Origin of the sequence: Streptacidiphilus albus JL83 (genome assembly GCF_000744705.1) — a bacterium.
GTDB lineage: Bacteria > Actinomycetota > Actinomycetes > Streptomycetales > Streptomycetaceae > Streptacidiphilus > Streptacidiphilus albus.
On record NZ_JQML01000001.1, the window covers coordinates 4,729,872 to 4,756,578 of the forward strand.

The 26,707-nt window shown below is 71.7% G+C and carries 21 protein-coding genes and 1 pseudogene; 11 read left to right on the forward strand and 11 right to left on the reverse strand.

All coding sequences use genetic code 11. The annotated features are described in order from the left end of the window. The first annotated feature begins 35 nt into the window (after positions 1-35). On the forward strand, positions 36-1,772 hold the full coding sequence (locus BS75_RS20525; RefSeq protein WP_081982473.1) for a protein kinase domain-containing protein: 1,737 nt from the start codon (positions 36-38) through the stop codon (positions 1,770-1,772). A gap of 41 nt (positions 1,773-1,813) precedes the next feature. On the opposite strand, the gene BS75_RS20530 is transcribed toward BS75_RS20525, so the two are convergent. Beyond that, the gene (locus tag BS75_RS20530; RefSeq protein WP_231607843.1) at positions 1,814-2,890 is read right to left on the reverse strand and encodes a phosphotransferase enzyme family protein; all 1,077 of its coding nucleotides are present in this window, start codon (positions 2,888-2,890) and stop codon (positions 1,814-1,816) included. 105 nt (positions 2,891-2,995) lie between these two features. Further along, complete coding sequence (locus BS75_RS20535) at positions 2,996-3,655, reverse strand: response regulator (RefSeq protein ID WP_034089305.1); 660 nt, start codon at positions 3,653-3,655, stop codon at positions 2,996-2,998. Between the two features lie 266 nt (positions 3,656-3,921). On the opposite strand from BS75_RS20535, the gene pdhA reads away from it, so the two are divergent. The 6 genes and pseudogenes from pdhA (at position 3,922) to BS75_RS20565 (ending at position 11,483) form a co-directional block, all read left to right on the forward strand. Beyond that, the gene (gene pdhA, locus BS75_RS20540; RefSeq protein WP_034093424.1) at positions 3,922-5,076 is read left to right on the forward strand and encodes a pyruvate dehydrogenase (acetyl-transferring) E1 component subunit alpha; all 1,155 of its coding nucleotides are present in this window, start codon (positions 3,922-3,924) and stop codon (positions 5,074-5,076) included. After that, on the forward strand, positions 5,076-6,074 hold the full coding sequence (locus BS75_RS20545) for an alpha-ketoacid dehydrogenase subunit beta (RefSeq protein ID WP_042438496.1): 999 nt from the start codon (positions 5,076-5,078) through the stop codon (positions 6,072-6,074). Before pdhA ends, BS75_RS20545 begins: the two co-directional genes overlap by 1 nt. Before the next feature lie 18 nt (positions 6,075-6,092). Then, a pseudogene (locus tag BS75_RS43445) lies at positions 6,093-7,500 on the forward strand (dihydrolipoamide acetyltransferase family protein). Positions 7,501-7,592: 92 nt separating this feature from the next. Continuing rightward, positions 7,593-8,750 carry a M64 family metallopeptidase gene (locus BS75_RS49410; RefSeq protein WP_052069563.1) on the forward strand — a complete coding sequence of 386 codons (1,158 nt, stop codon included), beginning with the start codon at positions 7,593-7,595 and terminating at the stop codon, positions 8,748-8,750. Positions 8,751-8,876: 126 nt separating this feature from the next. After that, entirely contained in the window at positions 8,877-9,986 is a 1,110-nt protein-coding gene (locus BS75_RS44555; RefSeq protein WP_052069564.1) for a trypsin-like serine peptidase, read from the forward strand. An 84-nt stretch (positions 9,987-10,070) separates the two neighbouring features. Beyond that, complete coding sequence (locus BS75_RS20565; protein WP_042440378.1) at positions 10,071-11,483, forward strand: MFS transporter; 1,413 nt, start codon at positions 10,071-10,073, stop codon at positions 11,481-11,483. A 22-nt stretch (positions 11,484-11,505) separates the two neighbouring features. On the opposite strand, the gene BS75_RS20570 is transcribed toward BS75_RS20565, so the two are convergent. Then, positions 11,506-12,336 carry a maleylpyruvate isomerase family mycothiol-dependent enzyme gene (locus BS75_RS20570; protein ID WP_034089306.1) on the reverse strand — a complete coding sequence of 277 codons (831 nt, stop codon included), beginning with the start codon at positions 12,334-12,336 and terminating at the stop codon, positions 11,506-11,508. A gap of 176 nt (positions 12,337-12,512) precedes the next feature. Between BS75_RS20570 and BS75_RS20575 the strand changes: the two genes are divergently transcribed. Then, on the forward strand, positions 12,513-13,307 hold the full coding sequence (locus tag BS75_RS20575) for a carbon-nitrogen family hydrolase (RefSeq protein ID WP_034089307.1): 795 nt from the start codon (positions 12,513-12,515) through the stop codon (positions 13,305-13,307). Between the two features lie 5 nt (positions 13,308-13,312). Here the strand turns inward: BS75_RS20575 and dhaL are convergent, their stop codons facing one another. Continuing rightward, positions 13,313-13,966: a dihydroxyacetone kinase subunit DhaL gene (gene dhaL / locus BS75_RS20580; protein WP_034089308.1), complete on the reverse strand. Its 654-nt coding sequence runs from the start codon at positions 13,964-13,966 to the stop codon at positions 13,313-13,315. A gap of 4 nt (positions 13,967-13,970) precedes the next feature. Further along, positions 13,971-14,969, reverse strand: coding sequence for a dihydroxyacetone kinase subunit DhaK (gene dhaK / locus BS75_RS20585; protein ID WP_034089309.1), 999 nt, complete (start codon positions 14,967-14,969; stop codon positions 13,971-13,973). A gap of 50 nt (positions 14,970-15,019) precedes the next feature. Between dhaK and dhaM the strand changes: the two genes are divergently transcribed. Then, entirely contained in the window at positions 15,020-15,409 is a 390-nt protein-coding gene (gene dhaM / locus BS75_RS20590) for a dihydroxyacetone kinase phosphoryl donor subunit DhaM (protein WP_034089310.1), read from the forward strand. A 132-nt stretch (positions 15,410-15,541) separates the two neighbouring features. On the opposite strand, the gene BS75_RS20595 is transcribed toward dhaM, so the two are convergent. The 6 genes from BS75_RS20595 to dnaK all read right to left on the reverse strand — a co-directional run bounded on the left by BS75_RS20595 (position 15,542) and on the right by dnaK (position 22,159). Continuing rightward, on the reverse strand, positions 15,542-16,099 hold the full coding sequence (locus BS75_RS20595; protein ID WP_034089311.1) for a hypothetical protein: 558 nt from the start codon (positions 16,097-16,099) through the stop codon (positions 15,542-15,544). Positions 16,100-16,300: 201 nt separating this feature from the next. Then, entirely contained in the window at positions 16,301-17,275 is a 975-nt protein-coding gene (locus BS75_RS20600) for a helix-turn-helix transcriptional regulator (RefSeq protein WP_052069565.1), read from the reverse strand. Positions 17,276-17,848: 573 nt separating this feature from the next. Further along, positions 17,849-18,400 carry a heat shock protein transcriptional repressor HspR gene (locus tag BS75_RS20610; protein ID WP_081983326.1) on the reverse strand — a complete coding sequence of 184 codons (552 nt, stop codon included), beginning with the start codon at positions 18,398-18,400 and terminating at the stop codon, positions 17,849-17,851. 4 nt (positions 18,401-18,404) lie between these two features. After that, complete coding sequence (gene dnaJ, locus BS75_RS20615) at positions 18,405-19,583, reverse strand: molecular chaperone DnaJ (protein ID WP_034089313.1); 1,179 nt, start codon at positions 19,581-19,583, stop codon at positions 18,405-18,407. A gap of 96 nt (positions 19,584-19,679) precedes the next feature. After that, positions 19,680-20,306, reverse strand: a complete 627-nt coding sequence (grpE, locus tag BS75_RS20620; RefSeq protein WP_034089314.1) for a nucleotide exchange factor GrpE — start codon at positions 20,304-20,306, stop codon at positions 19,680-19,682. Continuing rightward, the gene (gene dnaK / locus BS75_RS20625) at positions 20,303-22,159 is read right to left on the reverse strand and encodes a molecular chaperone DnaK (RefSeq protein WP_034089315.1); all 1,857 of its coding nucleotides are present in this window, start codon (positions 22,157-22,159) and stop codon (positions 20,303-20,305) included. The genes grpE and dnaK overlap by 4 nt, the downstream gene beginning before the upstream one ends. A gap of 402 nt (positions 22,160-22,561) precedes the next feature. Here dnaK and BS75_RS20630 point away from each other — a divergent pair, with 402 nt between their 5' ends. Next, positions 22,562-24,796 (forward strand): (Fe-S)-binding protein, encoded by a 2,235-nt coding sequence (locus BS75_RS20630; RefSeq protein WP_034089316.1) that lies wholly within the window; start codon positions 22,562-22,564, stop codon positions 24,794-24,796. A gap of 702 nt (positions 24,797-25,498) precedes the next feature. Next, positions 25,499-26,638: a mannose-1-phosphate guanylyltransferase gene (gene manB, locus BS75_RS20635; protein ID WP_042440382.1), complete on the forward strand. Its 1,140-nt coding sequence runs from the start codon at positions 25,499-25,501 to the stop codon at positions 26,636-26,638. Positions 26,639-26,707: the final 69 nt, after the last annotated feature.

Consider the following 26,707-nt stretch of genomic DNA (forward strand, 5'->3'; position numbering starts at 1 on the left):
CGGGTGCACAGACGGATGACCGACGGCGGAGAGTAATGGCAGACAACGAGCACGCCGGTGGCGCTGACGGCACGGAGCCGCAGCGCGACTCCGCCGCCCCCTTCAGTGGCGAGAACGACGAGAACGCGGTAACGGAGGCGACCCCCGTCCAGGACGGCCGCCCCGCGCCGGATCCGGGCCACCCGCAGACCTGGGTCGAGCAGCCGTCCGCCCAGCCCGCCCCGGTGCCCCAGGAAGGTCGGATCACCTCGACCAGCGGGCTGAGCGTCTTCGGCGAGGGCCGCTACCAGCTCACCCGCCGGCTCGGCCGGGGCGGCATGGCCGAGGTCTTCGCCGCCCACGACATCCGGCTCGGCCGGACCGTCGCGGTCAAGGTGCTCCGCCCCGACCTGGCCGAGGACGCCATCGCCCGGATGCGGTTCACCCGCGAGGCGCACGCCGTCGCCTCGCTGAACCACCACGCCGTCGTCGCCGTGTACGACACCGGCGAGGAGGCCCACGACGGGGAGTCCGTCCCCTACATCGTGATGGAGCTGGTCGAGGGCCACACCGTCCGCGAGCTGCTGCAGAGCGAGGAGCCGCCGCCGGTCGACCAGGCGCTGATCATCTCGGCCGGGATCCTGGAGGCACTGGCGTACAGCCACCGCCACGGCATCGTGCACCGGGACATCAAGCCCGCCAACGTGATCATCACCAACACCGGCGCGGTCAAGGTGATGGACTTCGGCATCGCCCGCGCCCTCACCGGCGCGAGCAGCACCATGACCCAGACCGGCATGGTCATGGGGACGCCGCAGTACCTCTCGCCCGAGCAGGCGCTGGGCAAGCCGGTCGACCACCGCTCCGACCTCTACGCCACCGGCTGCATGCTCTACGAGCTGCTGACGCTGCGCCCGCCGTTCACCGGCGACACCCCGCTCTCGGTGGTCTACCAGCATGTCCAGGACCCCCCGGTGCCGCCCTCGCAGGCCAACGGCCGGGTGCCGGCGGTGCTGGACGCGCTGGTGCTGCGCTCGCTGGCGAAGGACCCGGACGACCGCTTCCAGAGCGCCGACGAGATGCGCGCCCACGTCCAGCACGCGCTGCGCACCATGCACCAGGGCACCGCCATGACCGAGGTGCTGCCCGCCGCGGCGGCCGGTGCGGCGGACGGGATGGCGGCGACCCGGATCGGCGACCCCAACGCGCTCACCACCGCGATGGGACAGGTCGGCAACGGCAACCCGGTCACCCCGGTGATGGGGACCCCGCAGGCGCCGGCCGGGCCCAACGGGCCCGGAAGCCCCCGTCCCCCGGTCTACGACGACCGGTACGACGACGACCACGACGACCGCAACAGCCGTCGGGCGATCTTCGCGGTGATCGCGGTGCTGGTCGCCATCGCGGCGATCACCATCGGGGTGGCGCTGGCGATGAACAAGAACCACGGCGGCACGCCCACGCCGGCGGACAGCTCCACCGCCACCACCTCCCCGACGAACACCCTGCCGCCGACCGAGTCCAGCACCCCCTCGGACACCGCCTCGACCACGCCGGACGCCTCGCCGACCCCCTCCGACAGCTACACGCCCAGCTGGCCGCCGTCGCCGCCGCCCTCCGCCTCGACGACGCCGAGCGCCTCGACGACGCCGAGCGCCAGCAGCACCCCCTCGGACACCGGTTCGGCCACCCCGACCGGCAGCAGCAGCGCCACCGGCAACCCCAGCGGCACCGCCACCGCCTCGTCCACCGCCAAGGCGGCCGGCAACGGCGGGGTGGACGGCACCACCTGACGCACCGTCGTCCCAGCCCGCACGCCTGCGCGAACCGCCCGTCAGTTCGCGCAGGCGTCCAGCACCTGTTCGTACTCGGCGCACCACCAGACGATCTGCGCCGCCGCGGCCGGGAACAGCGGGTCGGCCCGCAGGTCCCGGCGCTGGTAGCGCCAGCGCAGCATCCAGAAGTCGTTGAGCCGCTCCCACCAGACCCGGTGCACGCCGGCCGCCAGCTGCTCCGGGGTGCTGCCCGACTCCGCGCGGTAGGCGCGGGCGTAGTGGCGCACCCGGGACAGGTCGAGCACCCCGGTCTCCGGGTGGTGGAAGAAGAGCGTGGCCGCGCGGACCGCCTCCTCGGTGCGGGGCCGGAGCCCGAGCCGGTCCCAGTCCAGCACCGCGACCGGCTCCGCCGCCCGCCCCTCGCCCCGGTACAGCAGGTTCAGCGGATGGAAGTCCCCGTGCACCCAGCCCGTGGGCGGAGCGGTCCGCGCGGCGGGCCGGCGGTGGGCGTGGGCGGCGAGCAGTTCCCGGCGCTCCCGCAGCCGACGCCGGGCCAGCTCGTCCAGGGGCTGCTGCGGGACCCGTAACCGGGCCAGCGAGAGCAGGGTGCTGATGGTCCGGTCGGTGTCGGCGGGATCGACCCCGGCCGTCGGCGGCGGCTGCTCGAACGGCGGGTGGAGCCGGTCGAGCGCGCGGTGCAGCCGCCCGAGCAGGGCGCCCAGTGCGGCGCACTGCCGGTGGTCCAGCGACCGCCCGCTGCGGTGCTCGCCCTCGACCCACGGGAAGAGCGCGTAGCGGCGTCCGCGCCGGAGGACGCAGGTCCGCCCGTCCGCGGCGGCCAGCGGCGGCACGGCGGGCAGGCCGAGGTCGCGCAGCCCGGCCATCGCCCGGTGCTGGTCGAGGATGGCGCCGCTGGAGGAGTGCCCGGCGTCGTCGAGGTACTGCTTGAGGAAGTAGCCGCCCCCGGGGCCGGTGAGCCGCACCCCCCGGTTGAGCAGCCCCTGGCTCACCCGTTCGGCCGCCTGTGCGTCGATGTCCTGGTAGTGCCGCAGTACCGCCGCGACCGGGATCCCGTGCACCGTGTCCGCCGCCGGCTCCACCGCGGTCCGGTCCTGCACGGCCCGATCCTGTGTCACGCGGCAGATGCTACGCCCGGAACCACCGCCGTCAGGGCGGATTCCGTCGAGCACCCCACCTCCGGGGGACGGCTGCGGTACGGGCGGACGCCCCGGGCCCCTGGCTCAGCGTCGGCCGAGCTGGAGCCTGGTCACATAGGCCGCGGCCTGGGTGCGGCGCTCCATGTGGAGCTTGGCCAGCAGCCCGGAGACGTAGTTCTTGATGGTCTTCTCGGCCAGGTGCAGCTCGTTGCCGATCTGCCGGTTGGTCATCCCCTCGCCGATCAGCTCCAGGATCCGCCGCTCCTGCGGGGTCAGCCCGGACAGCCGCTCGTCCTCCTCCGGCGCGCCGCCCTCCCGCAGCCGGGCCAGCACCCGGCCGGTCGCGACCGGGTCCAGCAGCGACTTCCCGGCCGCGACGTCGCGAACCGCGGACACCAGGTCGAGGCCGCGGATGGCCTTCAGCACGTAGCCGGAGGCGCCCGCCATGATCGCGTCGAACAGCGCCTCGTCGTCGGAGTAGGAGGTCAGCATCAGGCACTTGATGCCGGGATCCCGGACCCGGACCTCGCGGCAGACCTCGACGCCGCTGCCGTCCGGCAGCCGGACGTCCAGCAGCGCCACGTCCGGGCGGGCGGCGGGGATCCGGACCAGTGCCTCGGCGGCGGTCCCGGCCTCGCCGACGACCTCGATGTCGTCCTCGACGGAGAGCATCTCGTGGACTCCCCGGCGGACCACCTCATGGTCGTCCACCAGGAACACCCTGATCTGTCCGCTGTGCGTCATTTTTTCAGATTGGCACAATTTGCCGCCAGGCACGCGCCCGATTGACACCGATCACCCCGGTTTCGGCCGGTCGAAACCCGGCCGAAAGTACGTGGACGTCCGAGGACAGAAGCGGCAGGGTCTTCCCCTGGGTAACGTTCTCCTGCAGGATCGGGGCACACCTACCGCCGATCCGCGTCCTTGCGCACACCCCGCGCAAAGAGCTGGAGAGGGCGACCGGACCGGTTGCCGGCAACCCCGGAAGCCGGAGAGACCGAGGAGTGAACGTGACCGTCAAGAGCACGGTGGGGGCGCCGACGGCTGCCCCCGGCCACCACGGCACCGCCGCCGAGGCCGGACCCCCGGACCTCGTCCAGCTGCTCACCCCCGAGGGTGAGCGGGTCGAGCATCCGCAGTTCTCCGTGGAGACCACTCCGGAGGAACTGCGCTCGATCTATCGCGACCTGGTCCTGGTACGGCGCTTCGACGGCGAGGCCACCTCGCTGCAGCGCCAGGGCGAGCTGGGGCTGTGGGCCTCACTGCTGGGCCAGGAGGCCGCGCAGGTCGGCTCGGGCCGGGCGATGCGGCCGGGCGACTACGCCTTCCCGACCTACCGGGAGCACGGCGTGGCCTGGTGCAAGGGCGTCGACCCGCTGAACCTGCTGGGGATGTTCCGCGGGGTGAACCACGGCGGCTGGGACCCGAACGAGAAGAACTTCCACCTGTACACCATCGTCATCGGCTCGCAGACGCTGCACGCGACCGGCTACGCGATGGGCATCACCAAGGACAGCTCGGACGACGCGGTGATCGCCTACTTCGGCGACGGCGCCTCCAGCCAGGGCGACGTGGCCGAGGCCTTCACCTTCGCCTCGGTCTACAACGCGCCGGTGGTCTTCTTCTGTCAGAACAACCAGTGGGCGATCTCCGAGCCGACCGAGAAGCAGACCCGGGTGCCGCTGTACCAGCGCGCCTCGGGCTACGGCTTCCCCGGCGTCCGGGTCGACGGCAACGACGTCCTGGCCTGTCTGGCGGTCACCCGCTGGGCCCTGGACCGGGCCCGCAACGGCGAGGGCCCGACCCTGGTCGAGGCGTTCACCTACCGGATGGGCGCGCACACCACCTCGGACGACCCGACCCGCTACCGGATCGCGGACGAGCTGGAGTCCTGGCGGCTCAAGGACCCGATCGAGCGGGTCAAGGCGTACCTGCTGCGCGAGGGCTGGGCCGACGCCGAGTTCCTGGACTCGGTCGAGGCCGAGAGCGAGCAGCTGGCCCGCCGGGTCCGCGAGGGCGTCCGCACCATGCCGGACCCGGACCCGTCGTCGATCTTCGAGCATGTCTACGCTGAGGGCCACGCGCAGGTGGACGAGGAGCGCGAGGCCTACCTCGCCTACGCGGCCTCCTTCGAGCGCGACGACGTCGAGGGGGAGGACAACTGATGGCTGTCGACCAGGCCTTCAACAAGCCGAGCACCATGGTCAAGGCGCTCAACGAGGCGCTCCGCCGCTCCCTGGACGAGGACCCCAAGACCCTGGTCATGGGCGAGGACGTGGGCCGGCTGGGCGGTGTCTTCCGGGTCACCGACGGGCTGCACAAGGACTTCGGCGAGAGCCGGGTGATCGACACCCCGCTGGCCGAGTCCGGCATCGTCGGCACCGCGATCGGCCTGGCGCTGCGCGGCTACCGGCCGGTGGTGGAGATCCAGTTCGACGGGTTCGTCTACCCGGCGTTCGACCAGATCGTCACCCAGCTGGCGAAGATGCACGCCCGCGCCCTGGGCCACATCAAGCTCCCGGTGACCATCCGGATCCCGTGGGCCGGCGGCATCGGCGCGGTCGAGCACCACAGCGAGTCGCACGAGGCGTACTTCGCCCACACCGCCGGCCTCAAGGTGGTCGCGCCCTCCAACCCGGTGGACGCCTACTGGATGCTGCGGCAGTCGATCGCCTCGGACGACCCGGTGATCTTCCTGGAGCCCAAGCGGCGCTACTGGGACAAGGCCCTGCTCGACCCGGACGGCACCGCCGAGCTGGGGCTGCACCAGGCCAGGATCGTCCGTCCGGGCCGCGACCTGACGCTGCTGGCCTACGGCCCGATGGTGAAGGTCTGCCTGGAGGCCGCCGAGGCGGCGGCCGAGGACGGCCAGCGCCTGGAGGTCGTGGACCTGCGCTCGCTCTCCCCGGTCGACTTCGACACCCTGGCCGAGTCGGTCACCCGCACCGGCCGGGCCGTGGTCGTGCACGAGGCGCCGGTCTTCATGGGCATGGGCGCCGAGCTCGCGGCCCGGATCACCGAGCGCTGCTTCTACTCGCTGGAGGCGCCGGTCCTGCGCGTCGGCGGCTACTTCGCCCCCTACCCGCCCTCCCGGGTGGAGGACGCCTTCCTGCCCGATCTCGACCGGGTGCTCGACGCTGTCGACCGCGCCCTGGCCTTCTGAGGGTGTGAGGAGACCGTCATGAGCGTCACCAAAGAGTCAGTCCGCCAGTTCAAGATGCCCGATGTGGGTGAGGGCCTGACCGAGGCCGAGATCCTGACCTGGTACGTCAAGCCCGGCGACACCGTCACCGACGGACAGGTGGTCTGCGAGGTCGAGACCGCCAAGGCCGCCGTGGAGCTGCCCATCCCCTTCGACGGGGTGGTCCGCGAGCTGTTCTTCACCGAGGGCACCACGGTCGACGTCGGCCAGGTGATCATCACCGTCGCGGTGGCCGGCGACGCGGCCCCGGCGGAGGCCCCGGCCGCCGCCGCACCGGCTCCCGCCACCACCGTCGAGGCCGAGGCGGAGGCCGAGCCCGCGCGGCGCGAGGTGCTGGTCGGCTACGGCCCGCGCACCGGCACCGTCCAGCGCCGGGCCCGGCGCACCGACGCCCCGCCCGGCCGGCCGCCCCGGTCGCGGCCCCGGTCGCAGTCGCCGCCCCGGCGCCGGTCGCGGTCGCCGCTGCTCCGGCGGCCGTCGGCACCCGGCCGCTGGCCAAGCCGCCGGTGCGCAAGCTGGCCAAGGACCTGGGCATCGACCTCGCCTCGGTCACGCCCACCGGCCCGCACGGCACCGTCACCCGGGCGGACCTCCACGCGCTGGTCGCCGCCCCGGCCGCGGCCCCGCCGCAGTCCCGGCGCCGGCGCCGGTCGCCACCGCCACCACGGCGGCCGCCTCTGCCGAGGGCGACGTCCGGGTCCCGATCCGGGGCGTCCGCAAGGCCACCGCGGCCGCGATGGTGGCCTCGGCGTTCACCGCGCCGCATGTCACCGAATGGGTGCAGGTCGACGTCACCCGGACGATGAAGCTGGTCCGGAAGCTGAAGGAGTCCGGCGAGCTGGGCGCCGGGGTGCGGGTCAGTCCGCTGCTGCTGGTCGCCAAGGCGCTGCTGACCGCGATCCACCGCCACCCGGAGGCCAACGCCTCCTGGGACGAGGCCAACCAGGAGATCGTGCACAAGCGCCGGGTCAACCTCGGCATCGCCGCCGCCACCCCGCGCGGGCTGATCGTCCCCAACATCAAGGACGCCGGGTCGAAGACCCTGGCCGAGCTGGCCGACGCGCTGACCGCGCTGATCGGAACGGCCCGGGAGGGCAAGACCTCGCCGGCCGACATGCAGGGCGGCACCGTCACCATCACCAATGTCGGCGTCTTCGGCGTCGACTCGGGCACCCCGATCCTGAACCCGGGCGAGGCCGCGATCCTGGCCTTCGGCCAGGTCCGGGAGCTGCCCTGGGTGCACAAGGGCCGGGTCGTCCCGCGCCAGGTCACCACGCTGGCGCTGTCCTTCGACCACCGGCTGATCGACGGGGAGCTGGGCTCCCGGCTGCTGGCCGACACGGCGGCGGTGCTGGAGCAGCCCAAGAAGCTGATCAGCTGGGGCTGACGGTCCATCGGGGTGACGCACCGTCATCATCGGTTGTTCACATCAACGCCACGGGTACTCCTCCGCAGTTCAACCACTGCGGAGGAGTACCCGTGGCTTTTCTGTCCCCCCGTCCGACCGTCCTCTCCGCGGTGCTCGCGCTGGCCGCGCTGGTGGCGCTGGCGCCCGCCCGACCGGTGGCCGCCGTCGCCCCGACCGGCGTCCTGGACAGCCGGCCGCTGGTCTCCAACGGCGATCCCGCGCACCGGATCACCCTGGTCCTGCTCGGCGACGGTTACACCGCGGCCGAGCTGCCCGCGTACCGCGCCGAGGCGACGTCCGCCTGGCGGGCGCTGACCGCGATCGAGCCGTTCCGCACCTACCAGCGGTTCTTCGACGTCCAGCGGGTGGACCTGGCCTCCCCCGCCTCCGGGCTGCGCTCCGGCTCGCCGCTGGGGATGCACTTCGGCTGCGAGGGCGTCGACCGGATGCTCTGCGCGGACGACGGCGCGGTCGCCCGCTACGCCGGTCCGGCCGCCGGCAGCCGCTGCCTGCTGGCGCTCGGCAACACCACCCGCTACGGCGGTGAGGGCGGCGGCGGGCTGGCGACCCTGGCGGCCGGCTCGCCGGAGGCGGCCAGGATCCTCCAGCACGAGATGGGCCACGCCATCGGCGGCCTCGGCGACGAGTACGACGCGGCCCCGCCCGACGCCGGCCCGCCCAACCTGGCCGCGCAGGACGCGGACGGCATGCGCCGCGAGCGGGTGAAGTGGTGGCGCTGGCTCGGTGCGCCGGATCCCAGCGGCGGGCCGGTGGGGGCGTACCGCAGCGGCAACGGGCTCTACCGCCCGACCCGCGACTCGGTCATGCGGACGCTCGGCGGGGTCTACAACCTGCCCAGCCGGGAGGCCCTGATCGAGGCGCTGTACCGGCAGGTCAGGCCGATCGACCGGAGCACCCCGGACACCGACGCGGTCGCCGTCGGCGCCCCGCTGCAGGTCTTCCCGATCCCGCTGGTGGGCGCGCGGCAGCTGGCCGTGGTCTGGACGGTCGACGGCCGCCCGGCACCCGCCCGGGCCGTGTCCGGCGACCGGCTCGACACCTCCCGGCTCGGGCTGGGGCCGGGTGACCTGGCCCAGGTCGAGGCCACCGTCGAGGACACCACGCCCTGGCTGCGGGACGAGGATTTCCGCCGGGTACGGATGACCGAGCGGGTCGACTGGACCGTCGGCGACCGGGCCGCGGACCGGACGGCCCACCAACTCCCGTAGCACCTACCGGCCGTGTCCGTGTGCCCGGGGAAATTCCCGGGAACGGATCTGCGAACGAAGATCACTCACGAGCACTGCTAGATTCTGACAATCAGATAAATCTTGGTTCAGCTATCGGGGGACGACATGCGACGCGCTCGGACAGCCATCTGGTCCGCGGTCACCGCCATCGGTCTGACCGGGGCACTGGCCGTCGGCCTCTCCCCGTCCGCGCGGGCGCTGGTGCTGCCGCCCACGCCCGCCGCCGGGTCCGGCTCCGCTCCCGCCTCGCCGACGCCGGCCGCCGCCCCGGTGGCCGGGGCGGACTCGATCGGCTCCGCACCGGTCGTCGCCCGGGTCGCCGCCGTCGCCGCCCCGACCGCGGACGGCAGGACCGGTGCGGCCAGTACGGCCGGCAGCCAGGCGGCCCTCCAGCAGTTCTGGACCCCGGCCCGGCTGGCCGCGGCCACCGCCACCCTGCCGGGGGTGACCGGCAGCGGCGACACCAAGGTGGCCGCCGCGGGCGCGGCCCCGCGCACCGGCACGCGCGCCATGGCGGTCAGGTTCGCCTCGGCGACCACCACCACGCTCAAGCAGGCGTACTTCGGCTCCAGCCCGACCATCGGCATCCTGGTCTACGCCGACAAGAACATGAAGACCCACTTCTGCACCGCCTCGGTGGTGCAGAGCCCAACCAAGAACCTGATCCTGACGGCGGCCCACTGCCGCCCGGGGTCCTGGGTCGCCTACATACCCGACTACGTCTCCGGCGCGGCCGTCCAGCCCTACGGCATCTGGGCGGTGAAGACCGTCTACACCGACAGCCACTACGCGGCCACCGGCAGCGGGACCGACTACGACTACGCCTTCGCCAAGGTCGCCCCGGACAGCAAGGGCCGGCTGCTGCAGAACGTGACCAACGGCAACGTCCTGACCCGGACCCCGAGCTACAACAACTGGGCCGGCCTGACCGGGTACCCCGAGGTCGCCTCCGCCTCCGCCGACAAGTCGGTGACCTGCTGGAACCACACCAGCAAGCTGCCCGGCTACGCCCAGATGCAGCTCCTCTGCGGCGGCTTCTACTCGGGCACCTCGGGCAGCCCGTGGCTGATCAACATCAACAGCAGGACCCACCTCGGGCAGGTGGTCGGCGTGATCGGCGGGCTCAACTACGGCGGCGCCAACAACTGGACCAACAACAGCCCGATGTTCGGCAACAACGTCTTCTCGCTCTACGCCTACGCCGTCAAGCACTGACGCAGCCGGTCATTCAGCCATCAAAGCGGGTATATCCTCCCGGCGCCGGGCAGCAATTCATCCCTCCATAGGATGAGTGGCATCATGTCTGCAGACTCCGCCCTGCCGGTCACACCCCCCGCCACCAGCGCTGTCCCCGTCCTCACCGCCCCCACCGCCGCCTCCTCCGCGCACCGGCCGCCGCCGGGCGGGCGGGCGGCCTGGGGCGCCTGGGGCGTCGGCGTCACCGTCTACGTCCTCGCCGTGGTGCACCGCACCAGCCTCGGCGTCGCCGGGATCGCGGCGGCCTCGCGCTTCGGCATCGGCGCCTCGGCGCTGTCCTCCTTCGCCATCCTCCAGGTGCTGGTCTACGCCGGCATGCAGATACCGGCCGGTCTGCTGGTGGACCGGCTCGGCCCGCGCCGGGTGCTCAGCACCGGCCTGGTCCTGCTCACCGCCGGACAGCTCGGCTTCGCCTTCGCCACCGGCTTCACCCCGGCGCTGCTCTCCCGCGCGGTGCTCGGCCTGGGCGACGCGATGACCTTCGTCAGCGTGCTGCGCCTCGGTGCCCGCTGGTTCCCGGCCGCGCGCAACCCGTTCATCGCCCAGCTCACCGGACTGGTCGGCACGGTCGGCAACCTGGTCAGCACCCTCGTCCTGGCCCAGGTCCTGCACAGCGCCGGCTGGACGCCGACCTTCGCCACCACCGCACTGCTCGGCCTGGTCGTCCTCGCCATGGTGCTGCTGCTGCTCCGGGACACCCCCGACAGCCCGGCCCGCGCCCCGCTGTTCCGGCTTCCGCCGACGGCGGCGGAAGGGCGGGCCGGCGAGGGGGCGGAGGCGCCGAAGCGGCCGGCGCTGCTGCCGCAGATCAGGGCGGCCTGGCAGGAACCGGGCACCCGGCTCGGGCTCTGGGTGCACTTCACCACGGCCTTCCCGGCCTCGGCGTTCCTGCTGCTCTGGGGGATGCCCTTCCTGATGGAGGGCCAGGGGCTCTCCCGGACCTCGGCCGCCTGGCTGCTGTCGCTGATCATCATCGTCAGCATGGGATTCGCGCTGCTGTTCGGCCAGTTGATGTCGCGTCGGCCCGGTGTCCGCACCCCGCTGGTGTTCACCGTGGTGCTCGGCACCGGCCTGCTCTGGGCCGCCGTGCTGAGCTGGCCGGGGGCACGGGTGCCGATGTGGCTGCTGGTGGTGCTGGTGGTGGTGATGGGCAGCAACGGACCGGCCTCGCTGGTCGGCCTGGACTACGCCCGCCCGGTCAACCCGCCGGAGCGGATCGGCACCGCCTCCGGCATCGTCAACATGGGCGGCTTCGTCGCCGCCGTACTGGCCCTGTTCGGCATCGGCCTGGTCCTGGACCTGCTCACCCCGGGCGGCGGGGACGACTACACCCCGCACGCCTTCCGGCTGGCCTTCTGCGTCCTCTACCTGCCGATGGCGCTGGGCCTCGTCCAGATCCTGCGGCTCCGGCCGCAGGCAGCCCGCCGTGAGGCGGAGCTGCGGCGGCGGCCGTAGCTCCACCTCACCGGTGCTCGGCTCAGGGGGTGACCGCGAAGTTGTCCAGGATGCGCCCGGCCAGCACCTCGTCGCCCTCGACCTTCACCTCGGCCGCGCTCGCCGGGATCCGCCCGCAGGCCAGCCGGGCGAAGGTCTCCCAGTCCATGGTCAGCCGCACGGCCGGGGCCAGCGGCACCTGCTCGTCCACGCTGCCGCGGCCGCTGCCGTCCACCCGCACCGTCCGCATGAACTCCTGGGCCCCGCTGACGTCGAAGACCACCTCGGTGCCGGCCGGGGCGCCGGCCAGCTTGGCGACGGCCTTCGGCAGCATCTCGACCAGGTAGTCGCGGGTGATCGCGGCGGCGGCGGTGTCCAGGTCGCCGGGGGTGCGCAGCGCCCGGCGCAGGTCCTGCTCATGGGTCCAGACGTCGAACACCCGGGTCCGCAGCAGCTGGTGGTACGGCACGTCGCGCGAGTAGGGGCCCATCGGCCAGCGGATCTCGTCCATCGGCGCGTACCGGGTGTTGTCGCGCAGCGCGCGCGAGCGGCGGATGATCGTGTACTCCAGCTCCGCGGTCATCTCCGGCGCGGTGTGGCAGCGCCGCTTGTCGACCGGGACCTCGCAGTAGCGGCTGAACTCGTCCACCACGTGCCGCAGGTCCCGCGGCAGGGTGTGGATCGGGCGGGGATCGCCCAGGATCTCCAGTTCCATGGCGATGAGGTGCGAGACCACGTCCCGCACCGACCAGCCCGGACACTCGGTGGGCCGGTTCCACTCGCCCTCCACGAGCGGGGCCACCAGTTCGGAGACGGCCTCGATGGACTGGGTCCAGGCGTCGGCGTACGCCTGGACTATCTGCGTGTCGGTCACGTTTCGACCCCTTGGCTCCGGGCACCCCGGCGGCGGACCCTCGAATGTTTACCTCGCACCACCAACACCGATCGTTGGACCGACGGGTGCACAAGTGGCACGTTACGCTCCCCTATGTCACCGGGTCAGCGCTTTCACGTGTTGATCGTAGGGCCCTTCCCAGAGCGGGTGGTACTGTGCGCGCCTCACTCCTTCAGATCGACGTCAACCCGAACGAGTCACCCGACGCCCGGCGGGACCGCGTCGCCGCCCTGGTCCTCGACCAGCGCGGCAGTGACCTGGTCGTTCTCCCCGAGTTGTGGACCCTGGGCGGATTCGCCTACGACGCCTGGTCGTCGGGGGCGGAGACCCTGGACGGCCCGACCGCCGACGCCATGTCGGAGGCCGCCAGGGGCGCGGGCGTGTGGCTGCACGCTGGGTCGATCGTGGAACGCGACCCCGACGGGCCGCTCTACAACACCTCGCTCTTCTTCTCACCGTCCGGCGAACTGACCCATACCTACCGCAAGATCCACCGCTTCGGCTTCGACAGCGGCGAGGCGGTCGCGATGGGCGCCGGCACCGAGCTGGCGGTGGCCGAGACCGAGTTCGCCACCTTCGGCCTCGCCACCTGCTACGACCTGCGGTTCCCGGAGCTCTTCCGGGCGCTGCTGGACGCCGGCACCGAGGTCTTCGTGATCCCCGCCGCCTGGCCGGCCCGGCGCCGCGAGCACTGGACGCTGCTGGCCCGGGCGCGGGCGGTGGAGGAGCAGGCGTTCGTGCTGGCCTGCAACACCGGCGGCACCCACGGCGGCGTCCAGCAGGCCGGGCACAGCCTGGTGGTGGACCCCTGGGGAGAGGTCCTGGCCGAGGCCGGGGACGGCGAGGAGGTGCTCACCGTGGAGTTCGACCCGGGCCTGGTCGCCCGGACCCGGAAGGACTTCCCGGTGCTGCGGGACCGGCTGATGGGGATCCAGCCGCCGGCGCACTGAGCCGGTCAGGCCGGCCGGGTGAGGGCGTCGGCCAGCGCGCGGAACAGCAGCGCGGTCGACGTCGCCCCCGGGTCCTGGTGGCCTATGCTGCGTTCGCCCAGGTAGGAGGCACGGCCCTTGTGGGCCTGGAGCGGCGTGGTGGCGACGGCGGCCTGCTCGGCCGCCGCCGCGGCGGCCACCGCCGCCGCTGCCGGACCCCCGCCACCCTCGACCGCGTCGCCGAAGGCCGCCACCGCCGGGCCCCAGGCGTCCACCATGGTCTTGTCGCCCGGCTGCGCCCCGCCGAGCCGCTGGAGCGTCTCCAGGGCCGCGGTGAGGGCGGCCGACAACTGCTTGCCGTCGGCCTCCGCCGCCTCGCCGAGCGACTTGCCCAGGATGCGCAGCGCGCTGCCGTACAGCGGCCCCGAGGCGCCGCCCACGCTGGAGATCAGCGTCATCCCGGCCTTGGCCAGCACCGCGCCCGGGGTGGCCGGCTCCGGCGCCGATCCGAGCGCGGCCTGCACGGCGGCGAATCCGCGCTGGAGGTTCGCCCCGTGGTCGCCGTCGCCGATGGCCGCGTCGAGCTCGGTGAGCCGGTCGCGCTCACGGGCGACGGCCTCGGCGGTCCCGGCCATCCAGGCACGGGCCGACTCCTGGTCCAGTGCTGTCCGCTCCGACATTCCGTCACACTCCCCAGCGCAGCGCCGGGGTGTTCACCGGCGCGTCCCAGAGGGCCAGCAGTTCCGCGTCGACCCGGCACAGGGTGATCGACACCCCGGCCATGTCCAGGCTGGTCACGTAGTTGCCGACCAGATTGCGGGCGATCCGTACGCCCTGGGCCGCCAGCAGGGCGGCCAACTCGCCGTAGACCAGGTAGAGCTCCAGCAGCGGGGTTCCGCCGAGGCCGTTGACCAGGGCGATGACCTCCTCGCCCGAGGCCAGTGGCTGGTCCGCGAGGATCGCCGCCACCACGTCGGCGACGATCTCCCTGGCCGGCCGGAGCTTCTCCCGGCGGCGGCCCGGCTCGCCGTGGATGCCGACGCCGACCTCGATCTCGTCCTCCGGCAGGTCGAAGCCGGGACGCCCGGCGGCCGGGGTGGTGGCGGCGGTCAGGGCGACCGCGAAGGAGCGGGAGGCGGCGTTGACCCGGTTGCCGACCGCGGCGACCTCGGCCAGGCTGCCGCCGCGCTCGGCCGCCGCCCCGGCCATCTTCTCCACCAGCAGGGTCGCCCCGGTGCCGCGCCGTCCCGCCGTCCAGGTGGAGTCCTCCACCGCCACGTCGTCGTCGACCAGAACGGTCTCGACGGCGATGCCCTCCTCCGCGGCCAGCTCGGCCGCCATCCGGAAGTTGAGGACGTCACCGGTGTAGTTCTTCACGATGAACACCACTCCGGCGCCGGCGTCCACCCGCTGCGCGGCCGCCAGCATCTGTCCCGGGACGGGGGAGGTGAACACCTCGCCCGGGCAGGCCGCGTCCAGCATCCCGGGACCGACGAAGCCGCCGTGCAGCGGCTCGTGCCCGGATCCGCCACCGGAGACCAGCGCGACCCGGCCGATCCTGGTCTGGGCGGCCCGCGCGATCACCCGTTCCTTGGTGTCCACACTGAGTTCGGGATGGGCTGCGGCCAGACCGGCCAGCGCGTCGGACACCACGTCGTCGGGGGAGTTGATGAGCTTCTTCATGGTGCTGCTCCTTGTGGTGGCAAGGCAGTGCGGCACTAGCATGGGCGAGCATGAGCCATGTGGGCATCGTACTCGTCTCGCACAGCCATGACCTGGCCACCGGGCTGCGCACACTGACGGATCAGCTGGCCGCCGGGCTGGTACCGGTGGCGGCCGCCGGCGGCACCGGGGAGGGCGGACTCGGCACCAGCTACGAGCTGATCGAGTCGGCGGTCGCCGAGGTCGACCGGGGCGCGGGCGTGCTGGTCCTGATGGATCTCGGCAGCTCGGTGCTGACCACCCGGCTGGTCCTGGACGACCTGGAACGCGCGGACGTGGTGATGGTCGACGCGCCGTTCGTGGAGGGTGCGGTGGCCGCCTGCGTCACCGCCTCGACCGGCGCCCCGCTGGCAGCGGTGGCAGCGGCGGCGCGGGAGGCGCGGGGGATCGCGAAGTTCTGAGCCTGCGACGTTCTGGGCCTGCGACGTTCTGAGTCTGCAGGGTTCCGCGTCTGCAGGGTGGTCCTGCGGCCTTGGGGTTCCGGACCTGCGAGGTGGCTCCGGAGCCGCGGGGTGCCCGGTCCGGGTCCGGCCTCAGGCGGTCTCGGGGTAGGTCAGCGCGGTGTCGGCCCAGTCCAGCGCGGTGACCACGGCGTGGCGCAGGCTCTGCCCGGTCCACCCGGTGTCGAAGCGCAGCGGCAGCACCGGCGAGACCTCCTCCAGCGTGGAGATCATCGGGTTGTGCGCGGCGGCGTGGTCGACCAGCAGCACCACCGGCTTGCGCAGCGCGGAGGCCCAGCCCAGCTCCATGCCCACGCCCGCCGAGAGCGGCGACTCGACGTAGGCGAAGGCCAGGTCGGCGGACTGCATCCCGCGGAACGCGGAGGGGACGCGGAAGCCGGTGCCGAGGCCACGGGTCGTCCAGCAGTCGTCGTGGTGCTGGCTGTAGACGGTCACCCCGGCGTCGAGCAGGGCGTCGCGGAGAGCGGTGACCTTGGCCCGCAGGGCGAGGGTGAAGACACCGTCGGCGGGTCCGGTGAGCCGCAGCGAGGGAGCGGCGAGAAAGACCCTGAGGCTGCGCTGAGCGTCGGCGGCGATCTGCTCCTCCGTTACGAGGGCCTTCTTCTCCTCCATGCGCTGCAACTCGCCCATTTCTCACTCCATCGAGATAGTTGACCTGTTAACATCAAGTTCCCTGTCACCACGTCCTGTGGTCACTACGAACTTGGGGGCTAAGGCGGTCGGCGCCGACGGCCATCCGGGGGGATGTCTCGATGGTGCGGGAACGCACACCAGTGCGTCCACGGGCTCCCTGTGTCATCTAGTTACCGGCCAGTGGCATCTCCGTACCGACTACTCCTCGGCCTCGCGGGTCAACAGGCCGAACTGTGCGGCCCTGACGCCGGCTTCGAAGCGGCTCTCGGCTCCGAGTTCCTGCATCAGGGAGGCGATGTGACGACGGCAGGTACGGACCGACATGCCCAGCCGGCGGGCGACCACCTCGTCCTTCAGCCCCTGGGCGAGCAGGTCGAGGATGGAGCGGCGGAGGTCGTCCGAGACGTTCTGGTACCCGGGGCCGTCGGTGATGAACGGCACTGCGGAGACCCAGAACTGGTCGAAGAGCGCGCACAGGAACGAGATGAGCACCGGCTCCCGGACCACCACCGCGCCCGGGGCCTGGTGCGGCTGGCTGCGCTTCGGTATGAAGGCGACCTCCCGGTCGAAGATGAACATCCGCTCGGCCAACTGGTCGGCCGTGCGCACCTGGGCGCCGGCCTCGACGATGGCGGAGACGTAGGAGCGCATGCTCAACTGCGTCCGCGACGTGTGCTGGTAGAGCACCCGGAACCGGACGCCCCGCTGCACCGCGGCCAGGTCCTGCGGCAGCGCGGCCTCCAGCACCGCGGGATCCCGGTAGCCGCCCGGTTGGACCGTCATCATCTCCCGGGAGCACTTGGCGGCGGCCTGGTTGACCATCAACTGCACCTCGGCCGCGTCCGTGATGATCTCCAGCCCGCCGGGGACGTGTCCGGAGACGGTGCGCCCCAGGTAGGCCGGCATCAGCTGCAGCAGCCGCTCGCGGCTGGTGTCGACCGCCTCGCGGTACACCCGTATGGTCTCCTCCATCGGCTCCGCCATCCGTGCGGCGGCCACCTCCGGGTTCACCGGGAGCAGCCGTTCGCCGTCGGCCGTGTCCAGCTGGAGCAACCGGTTGACAAGTAGTTCGTCACGGCACTGCGCGATCTCGTCCTTGTCCATACCGGTCACCGCAGCCGCACCGTCCCATCGGAACTCCCCGTCGACCAGCGCTCTCAGGTAGACGGCCACAGCGCCAGGAGTCAGATTCGGAGGCTTCAGCGCATCCAGCATTACAAGTTCGTCCCCTCTTGTACCGAATTCTTCTCTGTCCACTTCAAGAGCGACCACTTGTTGCCACCATCGAATACGGAACCGACGCCCTTCTGTAGCCCATTGTGGTGGATGACTGTCGCGGGGGGGATGGTTAAGACGTTCACGAGGCAGTTCTGGATCACCCCCGATCCGTGATCCCGCTTGAAAGGGAGTTGTGTCATGCGCTCTGCGTATCGCTTCATTCGTAGTGCCGCTGTGGCAGCGTCCGTCTGCGCCGCGGTGCTCCTCGTCACGACAGGCGTGTCCGCTGCCGCAGCGACGACCGGGAGCGCGTCCAGCGCTCGCACCATCACCGCGGCCGACACCGGCTGGAACTGAACCGTCACCCTGCGGCGCAACACACCGCAGGTGGGCGGCCCTGTCTCCCCGGTTGATCTCCTCGGCCGCCGGGGCAGCCGGTACGACTGAGGGACCGTGCCTCCCCGGACACGGCCCCTCAGTCGTTGCTCACGGCGCACAGCCTCAGCACAGCGGCTGTTCACGGGCGGGCTACTCCCCGCGTCGTCTGGGTCGCCAGACCACCAGTGCGCTGCTCTGCTGCGCCGCGCTGTACGGGACCAGGTCACGCCGGTACGAGGCGTGCACCGCGGCCTCGCGCTGCGTCGCGGCCAGCCCGGCGTTGGCGACCTCGCCCTGGAGCTCGGCCACCCGCGCCTGCAGCGCCGTCACCTGGTTCTCCAGCTCGATGATGCGCTTGATCCCGGCGAGGTTGATGCCCTCCTCCTGGGAGAGTCGCTGCACCTCGCGCAGCTGCTCGATGTCGCGCGCGGAGTACCGTCGGCCCCGGCCCGCCGTTCGGTCGGGCGAGACCAGGCCGAGCCGGTCGTACTGGCGCAGCGTCTGCGGGTGCAGCCCGCTCAGCTGTGCCGCCACCGAGATGACGTACACCGGCGTGAGCTCGGTCAGCTGGTAGGCCACGCGCCCGCCGCCCGCGCCCCGGCCGGGCGCGCCGCCCGGCAGCCCGTCACCGATGCCGACGCCGATCCGTCCGCCGCCGCCACCGGTGGGGCTGCCACCGGTGGACCCGTTGTTGCCGTCCATCACCTCACGCCTCCTCCGCCGCCTTGAACAGAGCCGCCCGCGGGTCGTCCGCGGACGTCGCCTCGCGGTACTGCTCCAGCGCCGCCAGAGCGTCGCCGCCGGTCTCCTCCGGGACCGCCACCTCGACGGTCACCAGCAGGTCGCCGCGGGTGCCGTCCTTGCGGACCGCGCCCTTGCCGCGGGCGCGCATGGTCCGCCCGTTGGCGGTGCCCGCCGGGATCTTGAGGGTGACCGGGGGGCCGCCCAGGGTCGGCACCCGGATCGTGCCGCCGAGCGCGGCCTCCGGGAACGAGACCGGGACGGTGACCGTCAGATTGTCGCCCTTGCGACCGAACACCGGATGCTCCTGAACATGCACGGTGACATAGAGGTCACCCGGGTTGCCGCCGCGTTCGCCCTGCGCGCCCTTGCCCTTGAGCCGGATCCGCTGGTCGTTGGAGACCCCGGCCGGGATCCGGACCTGCATCGTCCGCGCCGAGGTGGCGCGACCGCTGCCGTGGCAGACCTCGCAGGGGTCGTCGACGATCAGGCCGCGACCCTTGCAGTCCCGGCACGGCTCGGAGAGGGCGAACCCGCCCTGGCCGCGCTGGACATGGCCGGTGCCGACACAGGTCGGGCAGACCCGGGGCGTGGTGCCGGCCTTGGCGCCGGTTCCCGCGCAGGTCTTGCAGGCGGCCTGACTGGTCATCCGCAGCGGCACGGTGGTGCCCTCGACCGCCTCCACGAAGCTCAGCGTGACCTCGGACTCGACGTCCGCGCCCCGCCGCGGCTGCGCGGTGCGGGTGGAGCCGCCGCGGTTGAAGATCCCGCCGAAGACGTCGCCCAGACCGCCGCCACCGCCACCGCCGCCGCCGAAGGTGCCGCTCTGCTGGCCGCCGTTGAAGAGGTCGCCCAGGTCGAAGCCGAAGCCGCCGGTACCGCCCCCGCCGGTGCGGAAGCCGCCGTTCGCGAACAGCGCCCTGGCCTCGTCGTAGTCCTTGCGCCGCTTGGCGTCCGAGAGCACGTCGTTGGCCTCGGAGATCTCCTTGAAGCGCTCCTCGGCCTCCGGGTTGCCCTTGTTGGCGTCGGGATGGAACTCCCGGGCCAGCTTGCGGTAGGCCTTCTTGATCTCAGCGGTGGAGGCGTCCTTGGGCACGCCGAGGACCTTGTAGTAGTCCTTCTCCACATAGTCCTTGCCGCTCAAAAGGATTCCCTCCTCTCCGCAGTAGCGGTCGGTGCGATGGGACCGTGGGACCGCACCCCGGTGTCACCGGCGTACGGCCCCACAGTCTCCACCTGATCAGTCCTCGCTGTCACCGTCGCCCTTGGCGTCCTCGGCAGAGGATTCCGAGGCGGCGGAGCCACCCGGTTCGGGCTCCGCCACGGCGACCCGCGCCGGACGGATGATCCGCTCGCCGATCTTGTACCCCGGCTGCAGGATCTGCACGCAGGTGGTCTCCTCGACGTCCGCCGAGTAGCTGTGCATCAGCGCCTCGTGCAGCTGCGGGTCGAAAGGCTCGCCCTGCTTGCCGAACTGCTGGAGGCCCAGCTTGGCGACCACGGTCTCCAGCGACTCGCCGACGGACTTGAAGCCGCCCGTCAGCTCCTCGTGCTCACGCGCCCGGCCGATGTCGTCCAGTACCGGCAGCAGGTTCTCCAGCAGGGCGGCGACGGCGATCTCACGCACCGTCACCCGGTCCCGCTCGACCCGCTTGCGGTAGTTCTGGTACTCGGCCTGGAGCCGCTGCAGGTCCGCGGTCCGCTCGGCGAGCTGCTTGCGCGCCTCACCGAGCTCGTCGGCGGTGCCGCCCTTCGCCGCACCCTCCGTGGCCCCGGGGGCGGGGGCCGCCTTCTTGTCGGCGGCCCCCTTCCCGTCACCGGTGGTGGCGGCGCCGGGCTCCTCGAAGCCCTGCGTCTCCTCCGTCACGCCGCACCGCCGTCGCGCTTCTCGTCGTCGACGATCTCGGCGTCGACGACATCGTCCTCAGCGGCGTGACCCGCGTCGTGCGGGGCGTCGGACGGGCCGCCGGCTGCGGCCGCACCCTCGCCGGCCTGCGCGTACAGGGCCTGGCCCAGCTTCTGCGAGGTCGTCGAGAGCTTCTCCGTGGCCTCGCGGATCGCCGCGCTGTCCTCGGTCTTCAGCTTCTCCTTGAGCTCGGAGACGGCCGCCGCGACCTCGTCCTTGACCTCGGCCGGGACCTTGTCCTCGTTGTCCTTGACGAACTTCTCGGTCGAGTAGACGAGCTGCTCGGCGGTGTTGCGGGTCTCCGCGGCCTCGCGACGACGGTGGTCGTCGTCCGCGAACTCCTCGGCCTCGCGCATCATCCGCGCGATGTCCTCCTTGGGGAGCGCGGAGCCGCCGGTGACGGCCATGCGCTGCTCCTTGCCGGTGCCGAGGTCCTTGGCGGAGACGTGCATGATGCCGTTGGCGTCGATGTCGAAGGTGACCTCGATCTGCGGCAGGCCACGGGGGGCCGGCGGCAGGCCGGTCAGCTCGAACATGCCGAGCTTCTTGTTGTACGCCGCGATCTCGCGCTCGCCCTGGTAGACCTGGATCTGCACGGACGGCTGGTTGTCCTCGGCCGTGGTGAAGATCTCGGAGCGCTTGGTCGGGATGGTCGTGTTGCGCTCGATCAGCTTGGTCATGATGCCGCCCTTGGTCTCGATACCGAGGGACAGCGGGGTGACGTCGAGCAGCAGGACGTCCTTGACCTCGCCCTTGAGCACGCCGGCCTGGAGGGTGGCGCCGATGGCGACGACCTCGTCCGGGTTGACGCCCTTGTTCGGGTCCTTGCCGCCGGTCAGCTCGCGGACGAGCTCGGCGACGGCGGGCATCCGGGTGGAACCGCCGACGAGGACCACGTGGTCGATCTCGCTCAGGGCGATCCCGGCGTCCTTGATGACGTTGTGGAACGGGGTCTTGCAGCGGTCCAGGAGGTCCGCGGTGAGCTGCTGGAACTGCGAGCGGGAGAGCTTCTCGTCCAGGTGCAGCGGGCCCTCGGCGGAGGCCGTGATGTAGGGCAGGTTGATCGTGGTCTCGGTCGAGGAGGAGAGCTCGATCTTCGCCTTCTCGGCCGCCTCGCGCAGACGCTGGAGCGCCATCTTGTCCTTGGACAGGTCGACGCCGTGGCCGTTCTGGAACTGCTTCACCAGGTGGTCCATGACCCGCTGGTCCCAGTCGTCGCCACCGAGGTGGTTGTCGCCGTTGGTCGCCTTGACCTCGACGACGCCGTCGCCGATCTCCAGCAGCGAGACGTCGAAGGTGCCGCCACCGAGGTCGAAGACCAGGATGGTCTGGTCGTCCTTGTCCAGGCCGTAGGCCAGGGCCGCGGCGGTCGGCTCGTTGACGATACGCAGGACGTTGAGGCCCGCGATCTCACCGGCCTCCTTGGTGGCCTGGCGCTCGGAGTCGTTGAAGTAGGCGGGGACGGTGATGACCGCGTCCGCGACCTTCTCACCCAGGTAGGCCTCGGCGTCGCGCTTCAGCTTCTGCAGGATGAAGGCGCTCATCTGCTGCGGGGTGAAGTCCTTGCCATCGATGGCGACCTTCCAGTCGGTCCCCATGTGGCGCTTCACGGACCGGATGGTCCGGTCGACGTTGGTGACCGCCTGGCGCTTGGCCACCTCGCCGACGAGGACCTCGCCGTTCTTGGCGAAGGCGACGACGGACGGTGTGGTCCGGGCGCCCTCGGCGTTGGTGATGACGGTGGGCTCACCGCCTTCGAGGACGCTGACGACAGAGTTCGTCGTACCGAGGTCGATTCCGACCGCACGAGCCATCGTGGAACCCTCCAATAAGAAGTTGAGCTGAACAGGCTCAAGCATGCACGGGAGATTCGCATCCGTCAACAGAGGTGAGTGGTGTCGGCTCAACTTTATTGCCCCCTTATGTCGAACCACCCGATCAGCGGTGGTGCGGGCGGGTCCGGGGTGAGCCACGAGCCCGGTGTGACCGGCGGCATAGGGGCAGGGCGGCCCACCGGGCGGTATCGTCCGGCTGACCGGACCTCCCGGTGACGAAGCAGTCACCACTCGCCCCGACTTTCGCCGTGGCGACGTGCAGCTAAGTTACCGACCGGTACACTCAGTGGGATTCTGCCTGCCGTCGCGCGGCCCGCACGGGCGGCCGGCCGGGCGGGTCAAGCCCACGCAGCCAGGACGCAGCCCGAGGAGACGGAGCCGATGCAGCTCGCCGCGATCGTGATCTCACTGGTCACGACACTGGTCGGAACCGCGCTCGCCGCGCGCGCCGCCCTGTACATCTTCACCTTCGTCAGAATCGGCGCCGCCGAACCCGCCGGCGCCCGCACCGGCAACCCGGTGCAGCGGGTCAGGACGGTGGCCAAGGAGTTCTTCGGCCACACCCGGATGACCACCTGGGGCATCGTCGGCATCGCCCACTGGTTCGTCGCCACCGGCTTCTTCTGCCTGATCCTGACCCTGGTGACAGCCTTCGGGCAGCTGTTCGACGCGACCTTCGCCCTGCCGATCATCGGGCACTGGTGGCCGTACGAGCTCTTCGAAGAGGTCATCGGCCTGCTGACGACGCTGGGCATCCTGGTGCTGATCGTGATCCGGGTGCTCTCGCTGCCCGGCCGGGCCGGCCGCAAGAGCCGCTTCGCCGGCTCCATCGCCTGGCAGGCGTTCTTCGTCGAGTACGTGATCATCGGCATCGGCATCTGCATCCTGGTGCTGCGCGGCCTGGAAGGCGCGCAGGAGGGGGCCACCCACTACCAGGCCGCCTACGCGGTCACCTATCCGCTGGTGCTGGCGTTCAAGGGCCTGAGCACGGGCACCCTGAACAACCTGATCTGGCTGTTCGCGATGCTGAAGATCACGATCTCCTTCACCTGGGCGATCACCATCGGCCTCAATCCCTCGATGGGCGTGGCCTGGCACCGCTTCCTGGCCTTCTTCAACATCTACTTCAAGCGCGAGGAGGACGGCGACGTCGCCCTCGGCGCGCTGCGGCCGATGACCTCCGGCGGCGCCCCGATCGACTTCGAGGACCCGGCCGACGACGCCGTGTTCGGCGTCTCCCAGGTCGAGGAGTTCTCCTGGAAGGGCCTGCTGGACTTCTCCACCTGCACCGAGTGCGGACGCTGCCAGTCGCAGTGCCCGGCCTGGAACACCGGCAAACCGCTCTCGCCCAAGCTGCTGATCATGAACCTCCGCGAGCACGCCTACGCCAAGGCCCCCTACCTGCTGGCCGGCGGCGGCAAGGACGCCGAGGGCAACGAGAAGGCGACCCCGGAGCAGTTGGCCGGCGTCCCGGCCGCCGCCCTGGCCGAGGCCGAGCGCCCGCTGATCGGCACCGCCGAGGAGAACGGGGTCATCGACCCCGACGTGCTGTGGTCCTGCACCACCTGCGGCGCCTGCGTCGAGCAGTGCCCGGTGGACATCGAGCACATCGACCACATCGTCGACATGCGCCGCTACCAGGTGATGATCGAGTCCTCGTTCCCGACCGAGGCCGGGACCATGCTCAAGAACCTGGAGAACAAGGGCAACCCGTGGGGCATGGCCACCAAGGCCCGCCTGGACTGGGTGAAGGAGCTGAAGAAGGAGACCGGCATCGAGGTCCCGGTCATCGGCGAGGACATCGACCCGAGCGAGGTCGAGTACCTGTACTGGGTCGGCTGCGCCGGCGCGCTGGAGGATCGGGCGAAGAAGACCACCAAGGCCTTCGCCGAACTGCTGCACACGGCCGGGGTGAAGTTCGCGATCCTCGGCAAGGAGGAGTCCTGCACCGGCGACTCCGCCCGCCGCCTCGGCAACGAGTTCCTGTTCCAGATGCTCGGCGCGCAGAACGTCGAGACCCTGAACACGGTGCTGGAGGACGCCCCGGTCAAGCGGATCGTGGCCACCTGCCCGCACTGCTTCAACACCATCGCCAACGAGTACCCGCAGCTGGGCGGCCACTTCGAGGTCATCCACCACACCCAGCTGCTGCAGCACCTGGTCGACGAGGGCAAGCTGGTCCCGGTCAACCCGGTCGAGGGCCTGATCACCTACCACGACCCCTGCTACCTGGGCCGGCACAACAAGGTCTACACGCCGCCGCGCGAGATCATCGCCGCCGTGCCGGGGCTCCGCAACGAGGAGATGCACCGTCACAAGGAGCGCGGCTTCTGCTGCGGCGCCGGTGGCGCGCGGATGTGGATGGAGGAGCGCATCGGCAAGCGGATCAACACCGAGCGCGTGGACGAGGCGCTGTCGCTCAACCCCGACATCATCTCCACCGCCTGCCCGTTCTGCCTGGTGATGCTCTCCGACTCGGCGAACGGTAAGAAGAGCGAGGGCGCGGCCAAGGAGAACCTCCGCGTCGTCGACGTCGCCCAGCTGCTGCTCGACTCGGTGAAGGCGATCCCGGAGGCCCCGGCCGAGGAGCCCACCCCGGAGCCGGCCGCCGGCTGACCCCCGATCACCGGCCGACCCCGGCTCACCGGCTGACTCCCAGCCGACCCGGCCGGCGCCGGCCACCGGCCGACCCCGGTCACCGGGCACGGACGGACCCACTGGGCCGCCCCGCGAACACGCGGGGCGGCCCAGTGTCGTCTGCGGCCAGGACCGCCGCCGCACGGGCCGCAGCACGGGCAGCCGTACGGGCCGCAGCACGCCGCTCCCACGCTTTTCAGGAATTGAAATCCGACCGCCCAGAACATTGCCCTGCCTGCGTCGGCTATGATTCCGGTGTTCTGATTGCCATTCATACCGAAATCATGAAGAAAGTGCCGCCGCATAATTCAGCGCCTCGTTCCGACACATTCACCCGACCGCAACCGGCCGGGCGTTGTGCGCGTGCGGAACCGCCGCCGAGCGGCGCGCGCACGACCCGCACCCGTCCCGCACGGGCCTGCGGCGGCCGTCGGCGGTCGATCGGCGGCCTTCGGCGGTCGTCGGCGAGCGCTGGAACGGCGCGCCGGGCGAATCACCGGAACCCGCACCGGCCGGACGGAACCGGGCCGAACTATTCAGACCCGGTCCCCGACCGTCCTCCTGGCCCTTCCTCCCGGCCCTTCCTCCCGGCCTGTCCTGCTCCGGCCCCTTCCAGCCCTTCCTTCCTGCCCCTCCTGCCTCTTCCCGCCCCCTTCCTGAAATGAACGCGTAAAGCCACTCATGAGCGAAGCAATCCTTCTTGTCGGCGGCAAGGGCACCCGGCTGCGTCCGCTGACCACGCACACCCCCAAGCCGATGGTGCGCGCCGCGGGCGTGCCCTTCCTGGCGCACCAGATCTCGCGCGCGGCCGCGGCCGGCGTCACCCGCATCGTCCTGGCCACCTCCTACCTCGCCGAGGTCTTCGAGGAGCACTTCGGGGACGGGCAGCGGGAGTTCGGGCTCAAACTGGTCTACGTCACCGAGGCCGAACCGCTGGGCACCGGCGGCGCGATCCGCAACGCGGCGGAGCAGCTGACCGCCGGCCCGAACGACCCGGTCCTGGTGTTCAACGGCGACATCCTCTCCGGCGTCGACATCGCCGAGCTCGTCCGGCAGCACCACCTCAGCCGGGCCGACGTCACCCTCCACCTCACCCGGGTCCCCGACCCCCGCGCCTTCGGCCTGGTGCCGACGGACCCGGACGGCAGGGTGCTGGCCTTCCTGGAGAAGCCGGAGACGCCCGAACAGATCGTCACCGACCAGATCAACGCCGGCTGCTACGTCTTCACCCGCTCGGTCATCGACGCCATCCCCACCGGCCGCGAGGTCTCCGTCGAGCGCGAGACCTTCCCCGGCCTGCTCAGCGGCGGCGGCCTGCTCCACGGTGTCGTCGACAGCACCTACTGGCTCGACCTGGGCACCCCCGCCGCCTTCGCCAAGGGCTCCGCCGACCTGGTCCGCGGCCTGGTCGACTCCCCCGCCCTGCCCGGCCCCGTCGGCGACGCCCTCGTCCTGCCCGGCGCCCAGGTCTCCCCCCGCGCCGTCCTCAGCGGCGGCAGCGCCATCAGCGAGGACGTCCACGTCGACGACGGAGCCGTGATCGAGTCCAGCGTGCTGCTGCCCGGCGCCCGGGTCGGGGCCGACGCCGTGGTCCGCAACTCCATCATCGGAAGCCACGCCCAGGTCGGGGCCCGCACCGTCCTCGACGGCGTCACCCTCGGCGACGCCGCGCGGATCGGCGCCGACAACGAGCTGACCACCGGAGCCCGCATCGCCTGCGGCACCGATCTGCCCGACGGCTCGCTCCGCTTCTCACCCGGCACCATGGCCTGCACCCCGCACCTCGGCGCCGTCCCGCAGACCGTTCCCGTCCGCGTCTGAGGGGCCGTCCGAACGACCGGCGGTACGGACCGGCGGTGCGGACCGGTGGTACGACCGGCCGGCGACCCG